The sequence below is a fragment of the Bradyrhizobium sp. 930_D9_N1_4 genome, assembly GCF_052076015.1.
In the GTDB taxonomy this organism is placed as follows: Bacteria; Pseudomonadota; Alphaproteobacteria; order Rhizobiales; family Xanthobacteraceae; genus Bradyrhizobium.
Map to the genome: position 1 here is coordinate 4,983,571 of NZ_CP197236.1, position 19,412 is coordinate 5,002,982.

20 protein-coding genes are annotated in these 19,412 nt (G+C 65.0%); 10 read left to right on the top strand and 10 right to left on the bottom strand.

Going from position 1 to position 19,412, the window contains the following annotated elements; genetic code table 11:
* Positions 1-32: 32 nt before the first annotated feature.
* Positions 33-923, bottom strand: a complete 891-nt coding sequence (locus AB7532_RS23770) for a LysR substrate-binding domain-containing protein (RefSeq protein ID WP_441237122.1) — start codon at positions 921-923, stop codon at positions 33-35.
* Between the two features lie 284 nt (positions 924-1,207).
* Here AB7532_RS23770 and AB7532_RS23775 point away from each other — a divergent pair, with 284 nt between their 5' ends.
* Positions 1,208-2,230: a TRAP transporter substrate-binding protein gene (locus AB7532_RS23775; RefSeq protein WP_441237123.1), complete on the top strand. Its 1,023-nt coding sequence runs from the start codon at positions 1,208-1,210 to the stop codon at positions 2,228-2,230.
* On the top strand, positions 2,227-4,107 hold the full coding sequence (locus AB7532_RS23780; RefSeq protein WP_441237124.1) for a TRAP transporter large permease: 1,881 nt from the start codon (positions 2,227-2,229) through the stop codon (positions 4,105-4,107). Before AB7532_RS23775 ends, AB7532_RS23780 begins: the two co-directional genes overlap by 4 nt.
* Before the next feature lie 15 nt (positions 4,108-4,122).
* On the opposite strand, the gene AB7532_RS23785 is transcribed toward AB7532_RS23780, so the two are convergent.
* From AB7532_RS23785 to purQ, 3 genes are all read right to left on the bottom strand, one after another.
* Positions 4,123-4,860, bottom strand: a complete 738-nt coding sequence (locus AB7532_RS23785; RefSeq protein ID WP_441237125.1) for a hypothetical protein — start codon at positions 4,858-4,860, stop codon at positions 4,123-4,125.
* 181 nt (positions 4,861-5,041) lie between these two features.
* Positions 5,042-6,013, bottom strand: coding sequence for a tripartite tricarboxylate transporter substrate binding protein BugD (locus tag AB7532_RS23790; protein ID WP_441237126.1), 972 nt, complete (start codon positions 6,011-6,013; stop codon positions 5,042-5,044).
* Complete coding sequence (purQ, locus tag AB7532_RS23795; protein WP_441237127.1) at positions 6,010-6,711, bottom strand: phosphoribosylformylglycinamidine synthase subunit PurQ; 702 nt, start codon at positions 6,709-6,711, stop codon at positions 6,010-6,012. The genes AB7532_RS23790 and purQ overlap by 4 nt, the downstream gene beginning before the upstream one ends.
* Positions 6,712-6,879: 168 nt before the next feature.
* Here purQ and AB7532_RS23800 point away from each other — a divergent pair, with 168 nt between their 5' ends.
* A complete protein-coding gene (locus AB7532_RS23800; RefSeq protein WP_441237128.1) occupies positions 6,880-7,896 on the top strand; it encodes a magnesium and cobalt transport protein CorA in 1,017 nt (338 codons plus the stop codon).
* 16 nt (positions 7,897-7,912) lie between these two features.
* On the opposite strand, the gene AB7532_RS23805 is transcribed toward AB7532_RS23800, so the two are convergent.
* The 3 genes from AB7532_RS23805 to purC all read right to left on the bottom strand — a co-directional run bounded on the left by AB7532_RS23805 (position 7,913) and on the right by purC (position 9,656).
* Positions 7,913-8,452, bottom strand: a complete 540-nt coding sequence (locus AB7532_RS23805) for a hypothetical protein (protein WP_441237129.1) — start codon at positions 8,450-8,452, stop codon at positions 7,913-7,915.
* Between the two features lie 180 nt (positions 8,453-8,632).
* Positions 8,633-8,875, bottom strand: coding sequence for a phosphoribosylformylglycinamidine synthase subunit PurS (purS, locus tag AB7532_RS23810; protein WP_008135030.1), 243 nt, complete (start codon positions 8,873-8,875; stop codon positions 8,633-8,635).
* 13 nt (positions 8,876-8,888) lie between these two features.
* On the bottom strand, positions 8,889-9,656 hold the full coding sequence (purC, locus tag AB7532_RS23815) for a phosphoribosylaminoimidazolesuccinocarboxamide synthase (RefSeq protein WP_172782948.1): 768 nt from the start codon (positions 9,654-9,656) through the stop codon (positions 8,889-8,891).
* 331 nt (positions 9,657-9,987) lie between these two features.
* On the opposite strand from purC, the gene AB7532_RS23820 reads away from it, so the two are divergent.
* Positions 9,988-10,311, top strand: coding sequence for a DUF1476 domain-containing protein (locus AB7532_RS23820; RefSeq protein ID WP_441237130.1), 324 nt, complete (start codon positions 9,988-9,990; stop codon positions 10,309-10,311).
* 62 nt (positions 10,312-10,373) lie between these two features.
* On the opposite strand, the gene cynS is transcribed toward AB7532_RS23820, so the two are convergent.
* Positions 10,374-10,862: a cyanase gene (gene cynS, locus AB7532_RS23825; RefSeq protein WP_011088475.1), complete on the bottom strand. Its 489-nt coding sequence runs from the start codon at positions 10,860-10,862 to the stop codon at positions 10,374-10,376.
* Positions 10,863-10,946: 84 nt separating this feature from the next.
* The gene (locus tag AB7532_RS23830; RefSeq protein WP_441237131.1) at positions 10,947-12,512 is read right to left on the bottom strand and encodes an alpha/beta fold hydrolase; all 1,566 of its coding nucleotides are present in this window, start codon (positions 12,510-12,512) and stop codon (positions 10,947-10,949) included.
* Between the two features lie 147 nt (positions 12,513-12,659).
* Between AB7532_RS23830 and mddA the strand changes: the two genes are divergently transcribed.
* The 4 genes from mddA to AB7532_RS23850 all read left to right on the top strand — a co-directional run bounded on the left by mddA (position 12,660) and on the right by AB7532_RS23850 (position 15,945).
* Positions 12,660-13,442 (top strand): methanethiol S-methyltransferase, encoded by a 783-nt coding sequence (gene mddA, locus AB7532_RS23835; RefSeq protein WP_441237132.1) that lies wholly within the window; start codon positions 12,660-12,662, stop codon positions 13,440-13,442.
* Entirely contained in the window at positions 13,439-14,092 is a 654-nt protein-coding gene (locus AB7532_RS23840; RefSeq protein WP_441237133.1) for a helix-turn-helix transcriptional regulator, read from the top strand. Before mddA ends, AB7532_RS23840 begins: the two co-directional genes overlap by 4 nt.
* Positions 14,092-15,069 (top strand): NADPH:quinone oxidoreductase family protein, encoded by a 978-nt coding sequence (locus tag AB7532_RS23845; RefSeq protein WP_441239345.1) that lies wholly within the window; start codon positions 14,092-14,094, stop codon positions 15,067-15,069. Before AB7532_RS23840 ends, AB7532_RS23845 begins: the two co-directional genes overlap by 1 nt.
* A gap of 123 nt (positions 15,070-15,192) precedes the next feature.
* Positions 15,193-15,945, top strand: coding sequence for a PaaI family thioesterase (locus AB7532_RS23850; RefSeq protein ID WP_441237134.1), 753 nt, complete (start codon positions 15,193-15,195; stop codon positions 15,943-15,945).
* A gap of 103 nt (positions 15,946-16,048) precedes the next feature.
* On the opposite strand, the gene AB7532_RS23855 is transcribed toward AB7532_RS23850, so the two are convergent.
* Complete coding sequence (locus AB7532_RS23855) at positions 16,049-17,248, bottom strand: TrmJ/YjtD family RNA methyltransferase (RefSeq protein ID WP_441237135.1); 1,200 nt, start codon at positions 17,246-17,248, stop codon at positions 16,049-16,051.
* 351 nt (positions 17,249-17,599) lie between these two features.
* Here AB7532_RS23855 and AB7532_RS23860 point away from each other — a divergent pair, with 351 nt between their 5' ends.
* Both AB7532_RS23860 and AB7532_RS23865 read left to right on the top strand, forming a co-directional pair.
* The gene (locus AB7532_RS23860; protein ID WP_441237136.1) at positions 17,600-18,814 is read left to right on the top strand and encodes an NADP-dependent isocitrate dehydrogenase; all 1,215 of its coding nucleotides are present in this window, start codon (positions 17,600-17,602) and stop codon (positions 18,812-18,814) included.
* A gap of 100 nt (positions 18,815-18,914) precedes the next feature.
* Positions 18,915-19,409: a DUF3455 domain-containing protein gene (locus AB7532_RS23865; protein WP_441237137.1), complete on the top strand. Its 495-nt coding sequence runs from the start codon at positions 18,915-18,917 to the stop codon at positions 19,407-19,409.
* Positions 19,410-19,412: the final 3 nt, after the last annotated feature.

The window sequence follows — 19,412 nt, forward strand, 5'->3', positions numbered from 1 at the left end:
TTTCTCGGAAAACCGCTTCACACTTTTCCGGATCATGCGCGCGCGTTCCAGGCGTCGCGCTCCCCGCGCAGCCAGTCGAGAAAGGTGCGGGTCTTGCGGTGGCGCAGATGGCCGTGCGGGCAGACGATCCATTGTGTGGTCAGCGCAACCTCCGGCGGGTTCTTCACGGGGCAAACCAGGCGGCCGTCGCGCAGTTCGCGCCAGGCCAGCAGCTCGCTTTCCAGCCCGATGCCAAGGCCGTCGACGGCCGCGTCGATCGACATGTGGCTGCGGTCGAACAGCACGCGCTTCCAGCGTTGCGCAGGCTCGATGCCAGCCGCGGTGAACCAGCGCGGCCATTGCATCTGCGATTTCACCGAATGGATCAGCCGGTGCTCGAGCAGGTCTTGGGCTACGAGGCTTCCCGCGGCAAAGGACGAAGGTGCACACAGCGGAATGAACCGCTCCTTGCCGAGGCTCTCGACGAACAGACCAGCCCAGCCGCCTTCGCCGTGGCGGATCTCCAGATCGACATTCTCCTTGCGGAAATCCGTCGGCTCATTGGTGCCGTCGAGCCGCAGCTCGATATCGGGATGGGCATCAACGAAGCTTGCAAGCCGCGGCAGCAGCCATTTGCTCGACACGCTCGGGGCTGCGCGCACCGTCAATGTGGTGGCGGAGCGGATGCCGCGAACATGCTGCGTCACGTCGGTGACGTGCTCGATCTCCCGGCTGATCATCTCGAAATAGCGCTCGCCGGCTTCGGTCAGCGTGATGTTGCGCCCGACCCGCGAGGTCAGGGCCGTGCCGAGGTGCAGCTCGAGCGCCTGGATCTGCTGGCTGACGGCCGAGGGTGTCACCCGCAATTCGTCCGCCGCGCGGGAAATGCTGCCCGCGCGCGCCACCGCGTGGAAGACAATGATGGCGCGGAACGGTATCTGCATCAGGAAACCTTTTAGGCCAGCTAAAGTGACGGCGAATATAATTCAATTGTCGTGCATGACCAGCAATCTAGGCTTCAGCCTCACGGCAACCCGCGACAGACGGGTGCCGAAAGAGGAAACAAGACGGCGCAGCGCGCCGGTCTGCCCCGGGGGAAGGAGCGCAAGGCTAGGCCCTTTCACCAGCTACAGCGATTTTGACGACCGGCGCGGCAAGGCCTGCGCGCGGCAACGAGCACGTGCGCCGACAAAGGCGCCGCAAGAGACCATCAAGGGAGGGCTAACAAATGTCGGGCAAGGTCCACAGGATTTCACGGCGCAACTTCATAGTGGCGGCTGCGGCCGTTCCACTGGTCGCGATCCGCACCAGGTCGGCAGAGGCGGCGGAGTTCGAATACAAGCTTGCCACCGGCCAGTCGCTGACGCAGCCGATCAACACCCGCCTCGATCAGGCCGTGAAACGGATCAAGGAGGCGAGCGGCGGCCGGCTGGAGATCAAGTTCTTTCCCGCCTCGCAGCTCGGCTCGGACACCGACCTCCTGACCCAGATCCGCAGCGGCGGCGTCGATTTCCTCAACATCGCCGGCTCCGTGCTGTCGACGGTGGCACCGATCGCCGGCATCGCCAATGTCGGCTTCGCGTTCTCGGACTACGGCCAGGTCTGGAGTGCGATGGACGGCGACCTCGGCAAGCTGATCGCAAGCCAGATCGAGAAGACCGGCGCGCTGGTGGTGGCCAAGCCCGCCGACAACACGTTTCGGCAGATCTCGTCGTTCACCAAGCCGATCAAGACGCCTGCCGATCTCGCCGGCTATCGCATCCGCGTCCCGGTGTCGCCGATCTTCACCTCGCTGTTCAAGTCGCTGGGCGCCAACCCGACCTCGATCAACTTCAACGAATTGTACACGGCACTCCAGACCCATCTCGTCGACGGCCAGGAGAACGGCCTCGTGACGATCGAATCCGGCAAGATCTACGAGGTGCAAAAATACATCTCCGAGACCAACCACATCTGGGATCCATTCTTCATTCTCGGCAACCGCCGCTCGGTGAAGGCGCTGCCCGACGAGTTGCAGGCGATCGTGCGGCGTGAATTCGACCAGGCCGCGATGGAGCAGCGCGCCGATACCGCCAAGCTCAATCTGACACTGAAGGACCAGCTGACCGCCAAGGGCATCACCTTCGAGGTCTCCGACAAGGATGCGTTCCGCAAGGGGCTATCGGCCGCCGGCTTCTACAAGGAATGGCGGGGCAAGTTCGGCGAGGACAATTGGAAGATCCTGGAGGCCGCGGCCGGAGCACTGGCATGAGCGCGGTGATCGGCATGCAGGAAACGGCAACGCTCGATCAGGTACAGCCGTTGCGGGGACGCTGGCTGGACCAGTCGCTGCGCTGGCTGGTCGAGATTCCGGCGGCGATCGCCGTGGTCGCCGAGGTCGTCATCCTGTTCGCCGGCATCGTCGCGCGCGGCGTCTTCCACAAGCCGATCATCTGGTCGGACGAGCTCGCCTCCATCCTGTTCCTGTGGCTGGCGATGCTCGGCAGCGCGATCGCCGTGCAGCGCTCGGCGCATATGCGCCTGACCTTCTTCACGTCCTATCTGTCGCCGCGTGCGGAAGCCTGGGCCTCGACGCTCGCGGCCGGCGGGGTTGCGCTGTTCCTCGCGATCATCCTGCATCCGGCGCTGGACTATGTGGAGGACCAAGCCTTTGTGGAAACGCCAGCGCTCGGCTGGTCCGGCGTGGTGCGCGCCGCGGCAATTCCGGTCGGCTGCATCATCGCTCTCGCCAGCATCTGCCTCACCCTCGTCAAGCGGTCGGCGAAGGACCTGCTCGGCGTCGCCGTGCTGTTTGCGGCCATCGCCGGCGTGCTCTATTTCGCAGGTCCATTGCTGAAATCGCTCGGCAACTGGAACCTGCTGATCTACTTCGTCGGCCTGCTCGGCTGTGCCGTGATGGCCGGCGTGCCGATCGCGTTTTCCTTCTGTCTGGCGACCGTCGCCTTCCTGCTGACCACGACGCGGACGCCGTTGCTGGTCGTGGTTGGGCGGATCGACGAGGGCATGAGCTCGCTGATCCTGCTCGCAGTGCCGCTGTTCGTGCTGCTGGGACAAATGGTCGAGCGGACCGGCATGGCGCGCGTCATGGTCGCGTTCCTCGCGTCGGTGCTCGGCCATGTCCGGGGCGGGCTCTCCTATGTGATGTTGGGCGCCATGCTGCTGGTCTCGGGCATCTCCGGCTCGAAGACGGCCGATATGGCGGCGATCGCGCCGGTGCTGTTTCCCGAAATGCGCAAGCGCGGCATGAAGGACGGAGAGCTGGTTTCGCTGCTCGCTGCGTCTGGCGCGATGAGCGAGACCATTCCGCCGTCGATCGTGCTGATCGCGATCGCCTCCGTCACCGGGGTGTCGATCGCGGCACTGTTCACCGCCGGCATCCTGCCCGGGATCGTGCTGGCGATCGTGCTTGCCTTCGTCGCGCGCTATCGCGCCGGCGGGGAGGAGAATGCCGCGATCAAAATCGCGCGGGCACCCATGTCGGTCGTTGCAAGGACGTTGTGGGCGGCGTTGCCGGCGCTGGCGTTGCCGTTCCTGATCCGCAGCGCTGTGGTCGAGGGCTACGCGACCGCGACCGAAGTCTCGACCATCGGCATCGCCTATTGCCTCGTGCTCGGCCTGATCATCTATCGCGGCAGCCTGACCTGGAAGAACGTGCTGCCGATGCTGGTGCAGACGGCCTCGCTGTCCGGCTCGATCCTGTTCATCGTGGGCGCTGCGAGCGCGATGGCCTGGGCGCTGGCGCAATCCGGCTTCTCCCATGATCTGGCGGCGCGCATGGCCGGCGTGCCCGGCGGCGCCTGGGGCTTCCTGTTGATCTCGGTGCTCGCCTTCATCGTGCTCGGCAGCGTGCTGGAGGGAATCCCGGCTATCGTGCTGTTCGGCCCATTGCTGTTTCCGGTGGCCGCAACCTTCGGGATCAACGAGGTGCACTATGCGATGGTGGTGATCCTCGCCATGGGCCTTGGCCTGTTCGCACCGCCATTTGGCCTCTGCTATTACGCCGCGTGCAGCATCGGCGGCGTGTCCCCGGACGCCGGCATGCGCCGGATCTGGATCTATCTCGCCTGGCTGTTCCTGGGCCTGCTGCTGATCACCTTCGTGCCCTGGATTTCGCTGGTGTTCCTGTGAGGCTCCTAACCTGGCTCACGCCGAGAGCTGTTTCTCCGCGATCGACAGCCACTCGGCCTGCGCCTGCCGCAGATATTTCGGCGCGCGGCGCATCTGGATCAGCAGCTCGTTGAAGACGACGCGCGCCTCGGCGCTGCGGCCGACCATTTGCAGCAGCATGCCATAGCGCACCCGCGCTTCAGCGCCGGGGGCATAACCAGTGAGTGCGTGATATTCCTCGAGCGCCTCGTCGAGACGCCCGACCTCGGCGAGCGCGCGGGCATAGAGCAGATGGGCGTCGGCCGAGTCGAAATCCGGCCATTGCTTCTGGAGATCGTCCAGCGTCGCGAGCGAATCGGCGGGACGCTTCGCGGAAAACTCGGCCTGCGCCTTGCGAAACGCATAGGCGGGATCGTGGCCCATCGGCAGGCTCAGGACGTGACTGTAATGCTGCTCGGCTTCGCCATAGCGCCCGATCGCCGCGCACTCCTCCGCCAGCGCCGCGCGATTGGCGATGGTGTCGGTGCCGGCCAGCCGGTCGGAGAGCTCGCGATAGCGCTTCTCGGGGTCGAGCTTGTTGGCGACGCGCTGGCGCGCCTGCCGCGCACCGGGGCTCGCAAACCATTCCGGGGCGAGTTCGACCGCGATATAGGCGAGCGCGCCGATCAGCGGCACCATCAGGATGATGAAGGCCCAGGGTTGCAACCGCCCGGTTCGCGAGGCGTGATAGATCAACGTGATATCGAGCAGCAGAACGACCAAAGCGACGGGCATGTGACATCCAGAAGCACAACGACAGCGCACGCTCCGTGATATCGCAACCTGCGCAGCGAAACAACTTTGAGTTGCCTCCTCCGCAGAAAATCAGCTAGCCGGACGCGCGCCTTGATGGCAACGAGGAGTCAGTCGTCTCAAACGCGATCGAGGTTCACGAGACAGCAGGCCGAAACAGCTGTTACTTGGCGTCGTCCGCCAGCATCTTCCGATACTTCTCGACGTCGCGCGTCACCAGCGTCTGGAGCACCTCGGGCGCGTGCTCGTCGGGATCGGGCGCGACGGTCGAGAGGTCGGCGAAACGCTTCTTCACGGCTTCGGTCTCCACCGCGGTACGCGCGGCGGCATTCAGCTTGGCGATGATCGCCGGCGGCGTCCCCTTGGGCGCGAACAGGCCGTTCCAGCCCTGCGCCTCGAACTCGGTCAGGCCTGCTTCGGCAGACGTCGGCAGATCGGGCAGCGTTGCGAGCCGCACGGTCGAGCCGACCACGAGCCCTCGCACCAGCTTCTCGTTGATCGACTGGGCAACCGAGGCCGCAGCATCGCAGACGCCGTCGATCTGGCTGCCGATCGCATCGGTCAGCGCGGGCGCTGCGCCGCGATAGCCGACCAGCGTCGCGTCGATGCCGGCGGCGGTGACGAAGCTTTTGCAGATCAGATAGTTCGACGAGCCGACGCCGGCATGGCCGAGATTGATCTTGCCGGGATTGGCCTTGGCATAGGCGATGAACTCTTTCAGGTCCTTCGCGGGAAAATCCTTGCGCACGGCGATGATGCCGAACGTCTTCGCCACCATGCCGATCGGCACGAAGGAGTCCGGCGTGAACGGCAGCTTCGGATAGATCGTGTAGGTCGCCGCATTGGTGCCGGCGTTGCCGATCGCGATCGTGTAGCCGTCAGGCTCGGCGCGCGAGGCCCGCGCCAGCGCGGTCGAGCCGCCGGCCCCCGCAACGTTCTCGATCACGATGGTCTGGCCGAGCGCGATGCCCATCTGCTCGGCGACCGTGCGTGCGATCACGTCCGAGGTGCCGCCGGCCGCGAACGGCACGATCATGGTGACGGGACGCTTGGGAAAATCCTGGGCGAAGGCAGCCGTTGCAAACGACAGCGCCGCGAGCGCGGGAAGAAGCCGCTTCAGCACGAACGAGGTCACGCGGCTTTGTCCAGATGCGCGGTGAGGCCTGCGAACAGGCCGCGGCCGTCGGTGCAGCCCATGATGTCTTCGACGTGGTTTTCCGGATGCGGCATCATGCCGAGCACGTTGCCCTTGTCGTTGACGAGGCCCGCGATGGAATGCGCCGCGCCGTTGATGTTGTGGGCTTCGTCCACGACGCCTTCGGCGGAGCAGTAGCGATAGAGCACCCGCCCCTCGCCTTCGAGCCGCTTGATGGTCTCCTCATCCGCCTCGTAATTGCCTTCGCCGTGGGCGACGGGCACGCGGATCACCTGGCCGGCATTGTAGCCGCGGGTGAACGGCGTGTCGGAGCGCTCGACGCGCAGATGCACGTCGTGGCAGATGAATTTCAGTCGCGCATTGCGCATCAGCACCCCCGGCAGCAGGCCGGATTCGCAGAGGATCTGGAAGCCGTTGCAGACGCCGAGCACGAGGCCGCCCTTGGCCGCATAGTCGCGCACCGCGTCCATCACCGGAGACCGCGCCGCAATCGCGCCACAGCGCAAATAGTCGCCGTAGGAGAAGCCGCCTGGAACCACCACGAGGTCGGTGCCTGACGGCAGCGAGGTCTCGGCGTGCCAGACCATCGCGGGCTCGTGGCCCGAGATCAGTTTCAACGCCCGCGCCATGTCGCGCTCGCGGTTGATTCCGGGAAAAACGAGGATGGCGGCTCTCATGGCTCAGGGTTCCGACAATGGCTGGAATCGGGTTGGCCCGCGGGCCAAATCGTGGAGAGACATAGCCATTTGACGGGAATTTTACCAGTGCTAGCCTTGCCGGGCGGCCTTGTACACAGGCCATGGCCACGGCAGGTCCACCCCACGATTGAGCCCGGGATTGAGGTCATGAACGTCCCGTCGCTGCCCGCATCCACCTCCGAGCCGGTCACCACCGTGGGCGTCGTCGCCGCCGGCGCCTATGTCGACGGCCGGCGCGTCGCCAACATTGCCATCAGCGAGGCCTCGAGCTGGCGGGCCAAGCCCGGCCATGTGGTCTGGATCGGGTTGCATGAGCCTGACATGGCGCTGCTCCGCGCCGTGCAGAAGCAGTTCGACCTGCACGACCTCGCCATCGAGGACGCCAACAACGCCCACCAGCGGCCGAAGATCGAGCAGTATGGCGAGGCCCTGTTCATCGTGGCGCGGTCGGCGCAATTGATCGAGGGCCGGATCGCCTTCGGCGAGACGCACATCTTCGTCGGCGAAGGCTATCTGGTCTCGGTGCGCCATGGCGCCTCGACGTCCTACACGCCGGTGCGCGAACGCTGCGAAAGCTGCCCGCGGGCGCTTGCACGCGGCGAGGACTACATCCTCTACGCCATCCTCGATTTCATCGTCGACAATTACTCGCCCGTGCTCGAGAGCATTCACGACGAGGTCGAGGGCATCGAGGACGACGTGCTCTCCAAGCCGATCAGCAAGGCGCAGATCGAGCGGCTCTACATGCTGCGCCGCGACCTGTTGCGGCTCAGGACTGCGATCGGCCCGCTGGTCGAAGTCTGCCGCCGGCTGGAGCATGACGAGCTTTCGATGGTGCGGCAGGCCATGCAGCCGCTGTTCCGCGACGTCACCGACCACGTCCGCAACATCCAGGAGCGCATCGATTCCATGCGCGAGGTGCTGGCCTTCGCGTTCGAAGCAAGCCTGCTGGTCGGCCAGGCGCAGGAGACGGCGGTCTCCAAGAAGCTCGCCTCGTGGCTCGCCATCATCGCGATCCCGACCGCGCTGGCCGGCATCTACGGCATGAACTTCAAGCACATGCCGGAGCTGGAGTGGGAATACGGCTATTACCTGCTGCTCGGCGTCATGCTGACCGCGTGCGGCGGGCTGTATTGGCGCTTCCGCCGCGTCGGATGGCTGTGAGCGCCGCGCACGCTCCTCAGCGACTCGCCGGCGCCAGAACCAGCATCACCCAGATGGCGAACTGCGCAAAATTGTCGGAGCTAGCCTTCTCGGTGTCTGCCGAGCTGATCAAGCTGGCGGCGCCGCGCGCGCCGAACCTCCAGCCGCTGACCTGATACTCCCTGGTGCCGTCAGGTTTCACCATCAGCCGCCGCGCCTTGAACAGGCGCGGCACCTTGGTGCCACTGTCGCCGTCAATTCCGAGAATCGAGATCTTCTGCCCCGGCGTGCGCTGCTCCAGCACCTTGACGATCTGCGCCTGCTCTTCGCGGAATTGCTCCAGCGTCATCGTGTTGCCGGGCGCGTAGAGCCGATAGCTCACCCTGGACTGCGCACCGCAGCCGGGCTGCCCGCAAACGAACATGTGGACGTCGTTGGGGCGCAGCTCGTAGCGGAATCCGCCGACCGAGAATGGCGGACCTCGGTCCGGCTGCGATTTCGGAGCTTGGGCGAAAGCGCTGCCGCTCGCGAGCACCATCGCGGCGAGCAACGACAACAAGCGAACGCAGAACCGCATCGACACTCCCGCAACCCCGGCCTATTGGCCGCCCCGCCAAAACTTATAGTTGGGGGCCTCGGGGTACGCTAGTGCTGCGCCGGTTAAAATCTCAGCGCGCGTTGCGCGTGCTGGTCATGCTCAATGGATGCGTCACGACGAAGACAAGAAGGATCGCGGCCCCGGCGGGGCCGCGCATCATCACCCGAGCAGCTCCACCCGGTAGTTCTCGATCACGGTGTTCGCCAGCAGCTTGTCGGCGGCGTCCTTCAACGCCGCCTCCGCCTTGGCCTTGTCGGCGCCGGCGAGCTCGATGTCGAACACCTTGCCCTGGCGGACGCTGGCGACGCCGTCGACGCCGAGCGACTTCAGCGCGCCTTCGATGGCCTTGCCCTGCGGATCGAGGATACCCGTCTTCAGGGTAACGGTCACACGTGCCTTCACGTCAAAATCCTCTTCAGCTCTTCACCAGCACCGGGCCCGTGCCCTGCGGACGCTCGTTCTCCATGAGGATGCCGAGGCGCTTGGCGACTTCCGTGTAGGCCTCGAGCAGGCCACCGAGGTCGCGGCGGAAACGGTCCTTGTCGAGCTTCTCGTTCGACTTGATGTCCCACAGGCGGCACGAGTCCGGCGAGATCTCGTCGGCGACGATGATGCGCATCATCTCGTTCTCGAACAGCCGGCCGCACTCCATCTTGAAGTCGACGAGACGGATGCCGATGCCGAGGAAGAGGCCGGTGAGGAAGTCGTTGACGCGGATGGCGAGCGCCATGATGTCGTCGATCTCCTGGGGCGTCGCCCAGCCGAACGCGGTGATGTGCTCTTCCGACACCATGGGGTCGTTGAGCTGGTCGTTCTTGTAATAGAACTCGATGATCGAACGGGGCAGCTGCGTGCCCTCCTCGATGCCGAGCCGCTGCGACAGCGAGCCGGCGGCGACGTTCCGCACCACCACCTCGAGCGGCACGATCTCGACCTCGCGAATCAACTGCTCGCGCATGTTGAGACGGCGGATGAAATGGGTCGGCACCCCGATGTCGTTGAGGTGCTGAAACAGGTACTCCGAGATCCGGTTGTTGAGGACACCCTTGCCCTCGATCACCTGATGCTTTTTGGCATTGAACGCGGTCGCGTCGTCCTTGAAGTGCTGGATCAGGGTACCGGGCTCGGGACCTTCATACAGAACCTTTGCCTTGCCTTCATAAATGCGACGCCGACGGCTCATGGGGATGTACCGTGTTTTGTTGAAATCCATGTATTTGGTGTGCTCCGGTTGACTAGAACGACGACACACAGCGGAGCTGCCGTGAACGGCCTGGAGCCCATCTGGAACCCAAGGAAACCTTGAGGAAACAGAACAAGAACCAAGCCTTTGGCAACGTATCCGATTGGCCGTCCCAGTACAATCGATCCGGCTCATCCGATGCCAACTTATACCGCCTTGCCTGCGGCTTAACGGCTCGTTGTTTTGCCGATTCGTGCTCCCTATCTAGGCATGCGCCGGGGCCCTCGCAACGAGGGCCGCCCGGTCCGGTCAGCAGGGAATTGGAACAGGCATGAGCGAGTTCGACAAGCGCCAGGAAGGCTTTGAAAAGAAGTACGCCCTCGATGAGGAGCAGAAGTTCAAGGCGGAAGCCCGCCGCAACCGGCTGCTCGGCCTTTGGGCGGCCGAAAAGCTCGGAATCACCGGCGATGCCGCCACCGCCTATGCCAAGGAGGTCGTCGCGGCCGATTTCGAGGAAGCCGGCGATGCCGACGTTCTGCGCAAGATCGTGGCCGATTTCGCCGCCAAGAACGTCGCCGTCACCGAGCAGGCGATTCGCGCCAAGATGAGCGAGCTGATCGCGGTCGCGGCGGCCGAGGTGAAGGCAGGGAAATAGGCGAAACAGGGAGTGGCGGGTCGCGAACGGTAACCCTGTTCGCGACCCGCCATTCGCGTCCCTCAGCCTTCCTTGAAGCCGTACTCCGGTACGTTGCCGCTGGCGCCGTAATATTTGTACGGCAGGAATTTTCCACTCATCGTGATCTTGACGCGGTCGCCCTTCGGGTTGGCGACGCGCTCGATCCCCATGTCGAAGTCGATCGCCGACATGATGCCGTCGCCGAATTCCTCCTCGATCAGCGCCTTCCAGGCGGGGCCGTTCACCATCACCATCTCGTAGAAGCGATAGATCAGCGGATCCGTCGGCGGCATCGGCGTGCCGGTGCCGCGCATCGGCACCTCGTTGAGCATCGCGGTCTCCGCCTTCGACAGGCCGAACAGCTCACCGGCATTGGCAGCCTGCGGTTTCGTCAATTTCATCTGGCCGAGGATCGCGCCCACGATCAACACCTCCGCATAGCCGCCGATTTGCTCGCAGATGTACTTCCAGCTCCAGCCCTTCTCGCGCTTGATATCGAGCAGCTTTTCGGTGAGGTCTTCGCGTTTCATGGTGAGGTCTCCTTGGGCCAGGCATCGTGATGCACCTGCCGCTTTGGCAGGCAGGAAACGTGCCAATAAATGAGGCTTGGGGCTTCACACCCTCCCCCGCCCCTCGAGCGGCAAAGTCGCGGTGAACCGCCCGATCGCATCGAGCACCGGCTGCTGATCGCCTGCAAAGAACCAGTGATCATGGCCGTCGAGCTCGACGAATTCCGCGCCCTTGATCCGGCTCGCGATATCGCGGCCCGCGGCAATGCGCACCGCCTTGTCGTCCCGCCGGTGCAGCACCAGTGTCGGCACGGCAATCTTCGGCAGAAGGTGGCGCACATCGGCATCGCGAAAAGCTTCCAGCACCGCCGAGATGCCGCCGGGGCTGGAGGCCGCGCGCAACAGCCCGGCCCACCAGGCGCGCGCCTGCGGATCATTTGCGAGGGTCGGCGCAAAAGCCTCGATCCCGACCGGGCCGCCCCATTGGGCGATGAGATGCCTGCTCCACGCGTCGTACTGACTTGCGCGCAACGCGTGCGGATAGTCCTCTGACCAGCATCCCTTCGCCAGTGCGCCGAACAGTATGAGGCCGGCCACGCGGCGCGGTTCATCGACCGCGAATTTGACGCAGGCCGGCCCGCATTCGGATGCGCCAAACAGCACGACGCGGCGCGAGTCCGCCGCGCGCAGCACGGTGCCGATATCCTCCGCGGTGACGTCGATGCCGGGCGCCGCTCCCACCCGGTCGGACAATCCGATGCCACGACGATCGAACACGATCAGACGCCCCAACTTCATCAATGACGCCAGAAACGTCCGGCTCGCCGGATGCTCCCAGGCGCGCTCCACATGCGAGACGAAGCCGGGCATCACCAGGATATCGAACGGACCGCTGCCGTAGGTCTGATAGGCCAGATGCACCCCGGCGCCCTTCACGTAGCGCGTTGCCGGGATGGCATCGCGCGGCGCCGTCGCTGGGCTCATGAGCGCCTCGGTCTCGGCTTCCGGCGAAACGCCGAGCTCGTCGCGCAGCCGCTGTGTGAGCGCTGCGTGATACCGCTCCGCAGCACTTCGGTCACCGGCAAGCAGGAGACTACGGATCAAGTGCCTCGCGTAGACCTCGCTGAGCGGGTCGAGCTCGACCAGACGCCCCGCATGCGCAGTGGCGCCAACATGATCGCCGGCCGCATTCCTGTCCTGCACCAGACGCTCCAGCGCATGCACGAGCCGTCCCCGCAGCGCCTCGCGGCGAAAGAACGCCCAGTCGTCGAACTCGGACGAGTCCTCCGGAGAGAAGCCGGCGAGGAAATCGCCGCGATAGATCCTGCAGGCCTCCTCGAACACACCGCGATCGCAGGCGCTCTCGAACAGATGCGTATCGAGCTTCAGCTCGACCGCTGGAGACCATCGCAAGGTCGCGCGGTCGGTCTCGAACACCGGCTGACCGAGGGTGAGCTCGATGCGGTGAAGCAGCCGCCGCAATCGCGCAAGGCCCGTCTCGCGGTCGGCCTCCGGCCACAGCAGCGTGGCCATGACGTCGCGCGCGACGGCACCCTTGGCCTCGGCGAGATAGACCAGCAGCGCAAGACCCTTGCGCAAGGCCAGCTTGATCGGCCTGCCGTCGGCCTGGACCTCGGGGAACCCGAACGTTCCCAGCGAGAAAACCGTCATGAAAGTCCTCTCTCCCCGGCAGACCGCCCGGGGGACGCGCAGGGGACGGTGCGGCCGGTACGGTCGGGCCAGAACGAGCCCGCCCGCCGGCGAGCGGCTCATGCTCCTGCATGCGGCCCCGCTGCATCAGGCACAATAGGAAAATCCATGGTCGCGCGCTTCGCAATCCTGCTCTACGCTCTCGTGAGCTACGGCATTTTCACCGCATCATTTCTCTATGCGCTCGGTTTCGTCGGCAATTATGTCGTGCCCAAATCAATCGACATGTCGATCGATACTGGCGCCCCTTCGCATGTGAGCGAGGCCATCCTCGTCAACCTGCTGCTGATGAGCCTGTTCGCCATCCAGCACACCGTGATGGCGCGGCCATCCTTCAAACGGTGGATGACAAGATTTATTCCCGTGGCCTGCCAGCGCAGCACCTATGTGCTGCTCTCCAGCCTGATCCTCCTGCTGCTGTTCTGGCAGTGGCGTCCGATCCCGACACCGGTCTGGCAGACGAGCGGCATGGCCGCCTCGTTGCTGACCGCCATCCATTGGCTCGGCTGGGTGATCGCACTTTCCTCGACCTACATGATCGATCATTTCGACCTGTTCGGCCTGCGCCAGGCTTTCTCGGCGCTGCGCGGCACCAGGATGCCGGATCAATCCTTCAGGACGCCGCTGCTCTACAAGATCGTGCGGCATCCGCTGATGCTCGGCTTTCTGATCGCGTTCTGGGCCACGCCCGAGATGACCGTTGGTCACCTGCTGTTCGCACTCGCCAACACCGCCTACATCCTGGTCGCATTGCAGTTTGAAGAGCGTGATCTGGTCGCCGAGTTCGGCGCGACCTACCAGGAGTATCGCCGGCGCGTTCCCATGCTGGTGCCGCGCCTTTTCACGCGCCGCCGGACAGACGAGCGTCGGCCTGCTGGATCGTCCCGGTGAACGCGCTGCTCCCTCTCCCCGCAATGTCCGTGGACGCCGCGACATTCGCCGCGACGCTCGACGGGCTTGACGTCGGTCTCTATCTCGTTGCCGCGGACGCGCGCCTCGTTCACGCCAATACATCAGGGCAAGCCCTTCTCGACGCATGCAACGTCCTGCTTGAAATCCGCGGGCATCTGATGGCCTGCGATCCCATGGTCAGCCAGACATTGCGGCGGGTCTTCGCGACGGGCCGGCACAGCGACCCGGCCCTTGGTGCCGGTGGGATCGCGATCCCGATGATCGGATTGGACGGGCAGCGCTACGTCGCCCATGCCCTGCCGCTGGTATCAGGCGCGCGCCTGGGTGCGGGCGCCGCTTATAGCGCCGTCACCGCCTTGTTCGTCCGCAAGGCGACGCTGACGATACCGCCTCATTCGGAAGCCCTCCGCCTCGCATTCAGGCTGACGCCAACCGAATTGCGCGTGCTGCTCGCGATCGTCGAGCTCGGCAATATTCCCGAAGTGGCCGTAGCCCTTGGTGTTGCCGCAAGTACGGTCAGGACGCATGTCCGCCGCCTGTTCGAGAAGACCGGCGCGTCGCGACAGGCTGATTTCGTCAAGCTCGTCGCGGGCTATGCGACGCCGCTGAGAGACATGGGAGAGGCATGATGAAGGCCGTTCTGTGCCATTCGTTCACCGGCCCAGGCGATTTGCGCGTCGGCGAGATCGATGCGCCGCAGCCTGCCGGTGACGAGATCCTCATCGACGTGCATGCAGCCTCCGTCAGCTTCATGGACCAGTTGATCGTCTCCGGCCTCTACCAGATGCGGCCGCCGACGCCGTTCGTGCCCGGCACGGAAGCATCCGGTGTCGTCGTCGCGGTCGGCGACAAGGTCACGACATTCGCGCCCGGCGATCGCGTCGCGTGCAGCGCCTGGACCGGCGGCTACGCCGAACGGATGATCGCCAGGGAATCGAAGAGCGTGCATCTGCCTGATGGCGTTGCATTCGAAGCGGCGGCGACGGTGCTGCACAATTACGGCACGGCCTGGTATGCGCTGGTCGAGCGGGCACGGGCGCAGCGTGGCGAAACCCTCCTCGTCACGGGCGCGGCCGGCGGGGTTGGCCTCGCCGCCGTCGATCTCGGCAGCCATCTGGGCCTGCGCGTCATCGCCGGTGTCGGCTCCGACGACAAGGCCGCGCTGGTGCGCAGCTACGGCGCCAGCGACATCGTCAACTATCGCAACGAGGATCTGCGCGACCGCATCAAGTCGATCACGGGCGGGAACGGCATCGACGTCGGCTTCGACAATGTCGGCGGCGCGATCTTCGAGCAGATGGCGCGGCTGATGGCATGGGGCGGACGCCTGATGCCGATCGGCTTCACCGGCGGCGAGATTCCATCGATCCCGATGAACCTGCCGCTGCTGAAGAACTATTCCATCCTCGGTGTCTTCGTCGGCGCCTGGGCGGAAAAATTCTCGTCCGAAGCTGCGCGGATGAACGACACATTGATGCAATTGCTGGCCGACGGCAGAATCCGCCCGCATATCGACCGGGTCCTCCCTTTGGAGGAGGCCGGCAACGCCATGCATGCCGTGGCCGGTCGTACGGTTCAGGGGCGAATTGTGCTGAAGATCAGATAGAGTCACCGCGGAAGGTCGTCATGCCCGGGCTTGTCCCGGCATCCACGTTCTTCCACGTGCAAGGGCGTGGATGGCCGGGACAAGCCCGGCCATGACGCCGAGGAAACCTCAGGAATGTAACCGTTGACAGAGATCATCATCGACAAGCGCTTTTGCGGCCCGCCGAACTCCGGCAACGGCGGCTATGTCTGCGGCCGGCTGGCGCAGCACATTCCCGGCGGCGCCGAGGTGACCCTGCGCGCCCCGCCTCCACTGGACACGCCACTCGATGCGGTCGCGACAGACGATGGCACCTGGGAGCTGCGCGACGGTGCCAAAGTTGTCGCGACGGGGCGCGCGGCCCGCGTCGAGCTTGCGCGCGTGGAGACGACCAGCTTCGAGCAGGCTTGCGCGGCCGAATTATTGACGCCGGTGAAGCCGCACGAACATCCCCTGCCGACATGCTTCGTCTGCGGACCCGCAAGGGCGAAGGGAGACGGCCTGCGCATCTTCGCGGGATCGCTCGGTCGTCATGCGCACGCACCCGTTCTCGCCGCAAGCTGGACCCCCGATCCAAATCTCGCCGCCGAGGATGGCTTCGTCGCCCCGGAATTCCTCTGGTCAGCGCTCGATTGCCCGACCGGCTTTGCTTGCAATTGCGATCCGCAAAGCGACAGCTACGACAAGACACCGCTGCTGCTGGGCCGCATGTCAGCCCGGATCGAAGCCCGCCCGAGCCCCGGCGACCGCTGCATCATCACGGCCTGGCCAACCGGCCGCGACGGCCGCAAGCGCTCCGCCGAGGCCGCGCTCCATGATGAAAGCGGGAAGTTGTTGGCCGTGGCGAGATCGACATGGATTGCGGTGGAGCGCGAGATTCAGCTCGGGCGGGGATGACGGTCTTGTAGGGTGGGCAAAGGCGCGTAGCGCCGTGCCCACGACTTCCAGATGGTGGGCACGCTACGCTTTGCCCACCCTACGAGACCGTGCGTTACGAAACCTACGCGCTCTGCTCCACCATCCCCTGCAACCGCACCAGCTCCGCCTCGATATCGCGCTCGACATCCGCCGCCCGCATCTCGATCACCCGATAATCACGCGCCTCGAGCCACGCCCGCCGGCCCGCCCGATCTGCCGCGATGGCCTCCCCCTCGCCCGGGTTGACCAGCTCGATCGCAATCCGGTGCGGGAACGAGACAAAGTCCGGGATGTGCCGCCCCACGGGGGTCTGGCGCTTGAACGCTCCCGCGAAGCGGCGGTCGCGGGTCAGCGCCTGCCACAGCAGGCGCTCGGCATCGGTCGGGTTGCGGCGAAGCAGGCGGGCAAGCCCGCGCACGGTCGAGCCGCTGTCGGGGACGCCGCCGCCCTGCCCGTGTTCGGCCAGCAGCGCGCGCAGGCGCGTGGCCTGCTCGCCGTCGAGCACGCCGCCCTTGGCCGGGCCCTTGCGGCCCTCGGCGATCGCCATCACCACGCCGTGCAAGGTGTGCATGTCCTGCTTGGTCGGCTCCATCCGGCTGAAGATGTTGCGCAGGTTCACCAGCATGGTGTCGCGCTTCTCGGCCGGGCGCAGGAATTCGACCCGGTCGAGCTCGCGGATGAGGTTGTCGAAGAAGGCCTGCATCTGGTGTTGCGAGGCGCGCTCGGAGCGCTCCGGCATGGCGTGCGGCAGCTCGCCCGATGTCGCCCGCTTAAACCATTCATAGCCGACCAGCAGCACGGCCTGGGCGAGGTTGAGCGAGGCAAAGCCCGGATTGACCGGGAAGGTGACGATCCGGTTGGAGAGCCCGACCTCCTCGTTGGTCAGCCCCCAGCGCTCGCGGCCGAACAGGATGCCGCATTTGCCGCCGGTGGCGACGTGTCCGGCGATCTCGGCGGCCGCAGCCTCCGGCCCGACCACGGGCTTGGCCTGGTCATGGGGGCGAGCTGTTGTGGCGAACAGCAGGTCGATATCGGCGACCGCCTCTTCGACCGTGCCAAACAATTCGACCTTTTCCAGAATGTGGTCCGCGCCGGCGGCCGCGCGCTGGGCGGCGATGTTGGGCCAGCCGTCCCTGGGATTGACGATGCGCAAGGCGCCAAGCGCAAAATTGCCCATGGCGCGCGCGCACATGCCGATGTTCTCGCCGAGTTGCGGCTCGACCAGGATCACGATGGGACCGTCGAGGGTGAGACCCGCCTTGCTCTTGTCAGTCCCCGACATCTCGTTTCGCTTTCACACCGGTTCTTAAGGCCTTGAAAAGGCTCTCTTCAGAAATTGATTCAAAGCCGGCCCTGCCAGGGTCTCGTCCAGGGCTTGGGGCCGTTCGCCTGTCGTTTGCCTGTCCTGACGAAATTCTCAAGGGAAATAACGGGTTGGATTCGACTTTTGAATCTCGCCTGAAACGTCACCCCGGCCCCTGCGGCAAGGCGGCATCCCGCCCCCCATCTGCGGAGGCTGGATCGGCTAAAAGTGCATAATCACTTGGCTTTCGCCCGCTGCTATCAGGTGCTAAGAGGCGGCGGATATTCAATTTGGCGCCAAGGGCGCCGTTCCAAGAAGGCTTCTCCGATCATGGCAAAAATCAAGGTGTCCCAACCCGTCGTCGAACTCGATGGCGACGAGATGACCCGGATCATCTGGCAGTACATCAAGGACAAGCTGATCACCCCCTACCTCGATGTCGATCTGCTCTATTTCGACCTGGGCATGGAATACCGCGACGAGACCAACGATCAGGTCACGATCGACGCCGCCGAGGCGATCAAGAAGGTCGGCGTCGGCGTCAAGTGCGCCACCATCACCCCGGACGAGGCCCGGGTGAAGGAGTTCAACCTCAAGCAGATGTGGAAGTCGCCGAACGGCACCATCCGCAACATCCTCGGCGGCGTGATCTTCCGCGAGCCGATCATCTGCAAGAACGTGCCGCGCCTGGTTCCCGGCTGGACCAAGCCGATCATCATCGGCCGCCACGCCTATGGCGACCAGTATCGCGCCACCGACATCAAGTTCCCGGGCAAGGGCACGCTGACGATGAAGTTCGTCGGCGAGGACGGCACCGTCATCGAGAAGGAAGTGTTCAAGACCCCGGGCTCCGGCGTCGCGATGCAGATGTACAATCTCGACGATTCCATCATCGACTTCGCCCGCGCGTCGCTGAACTACGGCCTGCTGCGCAACTACCCGGTCTATCTCTCGACCAAGAATACGATCATGAAGATCTATGACGGTCGCTTCAAGGACATCTTCCAGGACGTCTACGAGCGCGAGTTCAAGAAGGACTTCGACGCCAAGGGCCTGACCTACGAGCACCGTCTGATCGACGACATGGTGGCCTCGGCCCTGAAATGGTCCGGCGGCTATGTCTGGGCCTGCAAGAACTACGACGGCGACGTGCAGTCCGACACGGTCGCGCAGGGCTACGGCTCGCTCGGCCTGATGACCTCGGTGCTGCTCACCCCCGACGGCAAGACCGTGGAAGCCGAAGCCGCTCACGGCACGGTGACCCGCCACTACCGCGAGCACCAGAAGGGCAAGGAGACCTCGACCAACTCGATCGCGTCGATCTTCGCCTGGACCCGTGGCCTGTCGCACCGCGCCAAGCTCGACAACAACGCCGAGCTCGCCAAGTTCGCCTTGACCCTCGAGAAGGTCTGCGTCGACACCGTCGAGGAAGGCTACATGACCAAGGACCTCGCGCTGCTGGTCGGCGCCGACCAGCGCTGGCTCTCGACCACCGGCTTCCTCGACAAGGTCGCGGAAAACCTCACGAAGGCGTTGGCGGCCTAAGCCGTCCGCAATTTCGCCCGACTGGGCCAGACATCATCACGGGCCGCGCCAAAGCGCGGCCCGTTTCTTTTTTTGAGACCCCTCGCGCGGAGATGCGACCATGTCGATCAAGCTTGCCGTCCCCTGCCTGTTGCTGCTCGCCGGACCGGCTGTGGCCGCCGATCCCCTCCCCGACGCCATCGCCGCATCAGGCGAGAGCACAGTCCTCAGCGTCCACGCCGAGGGCGCGCAGGTCTATGAGTGCAAGGCCGGCACCGACGGCAAGCTCGCATGGAGCTTCCGCGAACCGATCGCGACGCTGCTGTCCGATGGCAAGACCATCGGCCGGCACTATGCGGGCCCGAACTGGGAGCACGCCGACGGCAGCGCCGTCGTCGGCAAGGCGACCGGCAACGCGCCGGGCGCGACGGCGGCTGACATCCCCTGGCTGAAGCTGGAAGTCACCGCCCACCGCGGCAGCGGCGTGCTGACGCCTGTTACCACCGTCCAGCGCATCAACACCCGCGGTGGCAAGCTCGAGGGTTCTTGCGACAAGGCCGGCGAGTTCAGGAGCGCGCCGTATTCGGCGGAGTATGTTTTCCTGAAGAAGGGCTGAAAG

What these genes read in the sequence shown, in the direction of transcription:
- AB7532_RS23770 (WP_441237122.1), bottom strand. Translation starts at nt 923, where the DNA reads ATGCAGATACCGTTCCGCGCCATCATTGTCTTCCACGCGGTGGCGCGC.
- AB7532_RS23775 (WP_441237123.1), top strand. Translation starts at nt 1,208, where the DNA reads ATGTCGGGCAAGGTCCACAGGATTTCACGGCGCAACTTCATAGTGGCG.
- AB7532_RS23780 (WP_441237124.1), top strand. Translation starts at nt 2,227, where the DNA reads ATGAGCGCGGTGATCGGCATGCAGGAAACGGCAACGCTCGATCAGGTA.
- AB7532_RS23785 (WP_441237125.1), bottom strand. Translation starts at nt 4,860, where the DNA reads ATGCCCGTCGCTTTGGTCGTTCTGCTGCTCGATATCACGTTGATCTAT.
- purQ (WP_441237127.1), bottom strand. Translation starts at nt 6,711, where the DNA reads ATGAGAGCCGCCATCCTCGTTTTTCCCGGAATCAACCGCGAGCGCGAC.
- AB7532_RS23800 (WP_441237128.1), top strand. Translation starts at nt 6,880, where the DNA reads ATGAACGTCCCGTCGCTGCCCGCATCCACCTCCGAGCCGGTCACCACC.
- AB7532_RS23805 (WP_441237129.1), bottom strand. Translation starts at nt 8,452, where the DNA reads ATGCGGTTCTGCGTTCGCTTGTTGTCGTTGCTCGCCGCGATGGTGCTC.
- purC (WP_172782948.1), bottom strand. Translation starts at nt 9,656, where the DNA reads ATGAGCCGTCGGCGTCGCATTTATGAAGGCAAGGCAAAGGTTCTGTAT.
- AB7532_RS23820 (WP_441237130.1), top strand. Translation starts at nt 9,988, where the DNA reads ATGAGCGAGTTCGACAAGCGCCAGGAAGGCTTTGAAAAGAAGTACGCC.
- cynS (WP_011088475.1), bottom strand. Translation starts at nt 10,862, where the DNA reads ATGAAACGCGAAGACCTCACCGAAAAGCTGCTCGATATCAAGCGCGAG.
- AB7532_RS23830 (WP_441237131.1), bottom strand. Translation starts at nt 12,512, where the DNA reads ATGACGGTTTTCTCGCTGGGAACGTTCGGGTTCCCCGAGGTCCAGGCC.
- mddA (WP_441237132.1), top strand. Translation starts at nt 12,660, where the DNA reads ATGGTCGCGCGCTTCGCAATCCTGCTCTACGCTCTCGTGAGCTACGGC.
- AB7532_RS23845 (WP_441239345.1), top strand. Translation starts at nt 14,092, where the DNA reads ATGAAGGCCGTTCTGTGCCATTCGTTCACCGGCCCAGGCGATTTGCGC.
- AB7532_RS23855 (WP_441237135.1), bottom strand. Translation starts at nt 17,248, where the DNA reads ATGTCGGGGACTGACAAGAGCAAGGCGGGTCTCACCCTCGACGGTCCC.
- AB7532_RS23860 (WP_441237136.1), top strand. Translation starts at nt 17,600, where the DNA reads ATGGCAAAAATCAAGGTGTCCCAACCCGTCGTCGAACTCGATGGCGAC.
- AB7532_RS23865 (WP_441237137.1), top strand. Translation starts at nt 18,915, where the DNA reads ATGTCGATCAAGCTTGCCGTCCCCTGCCTGTTGCTGCTCGCCGGACCG.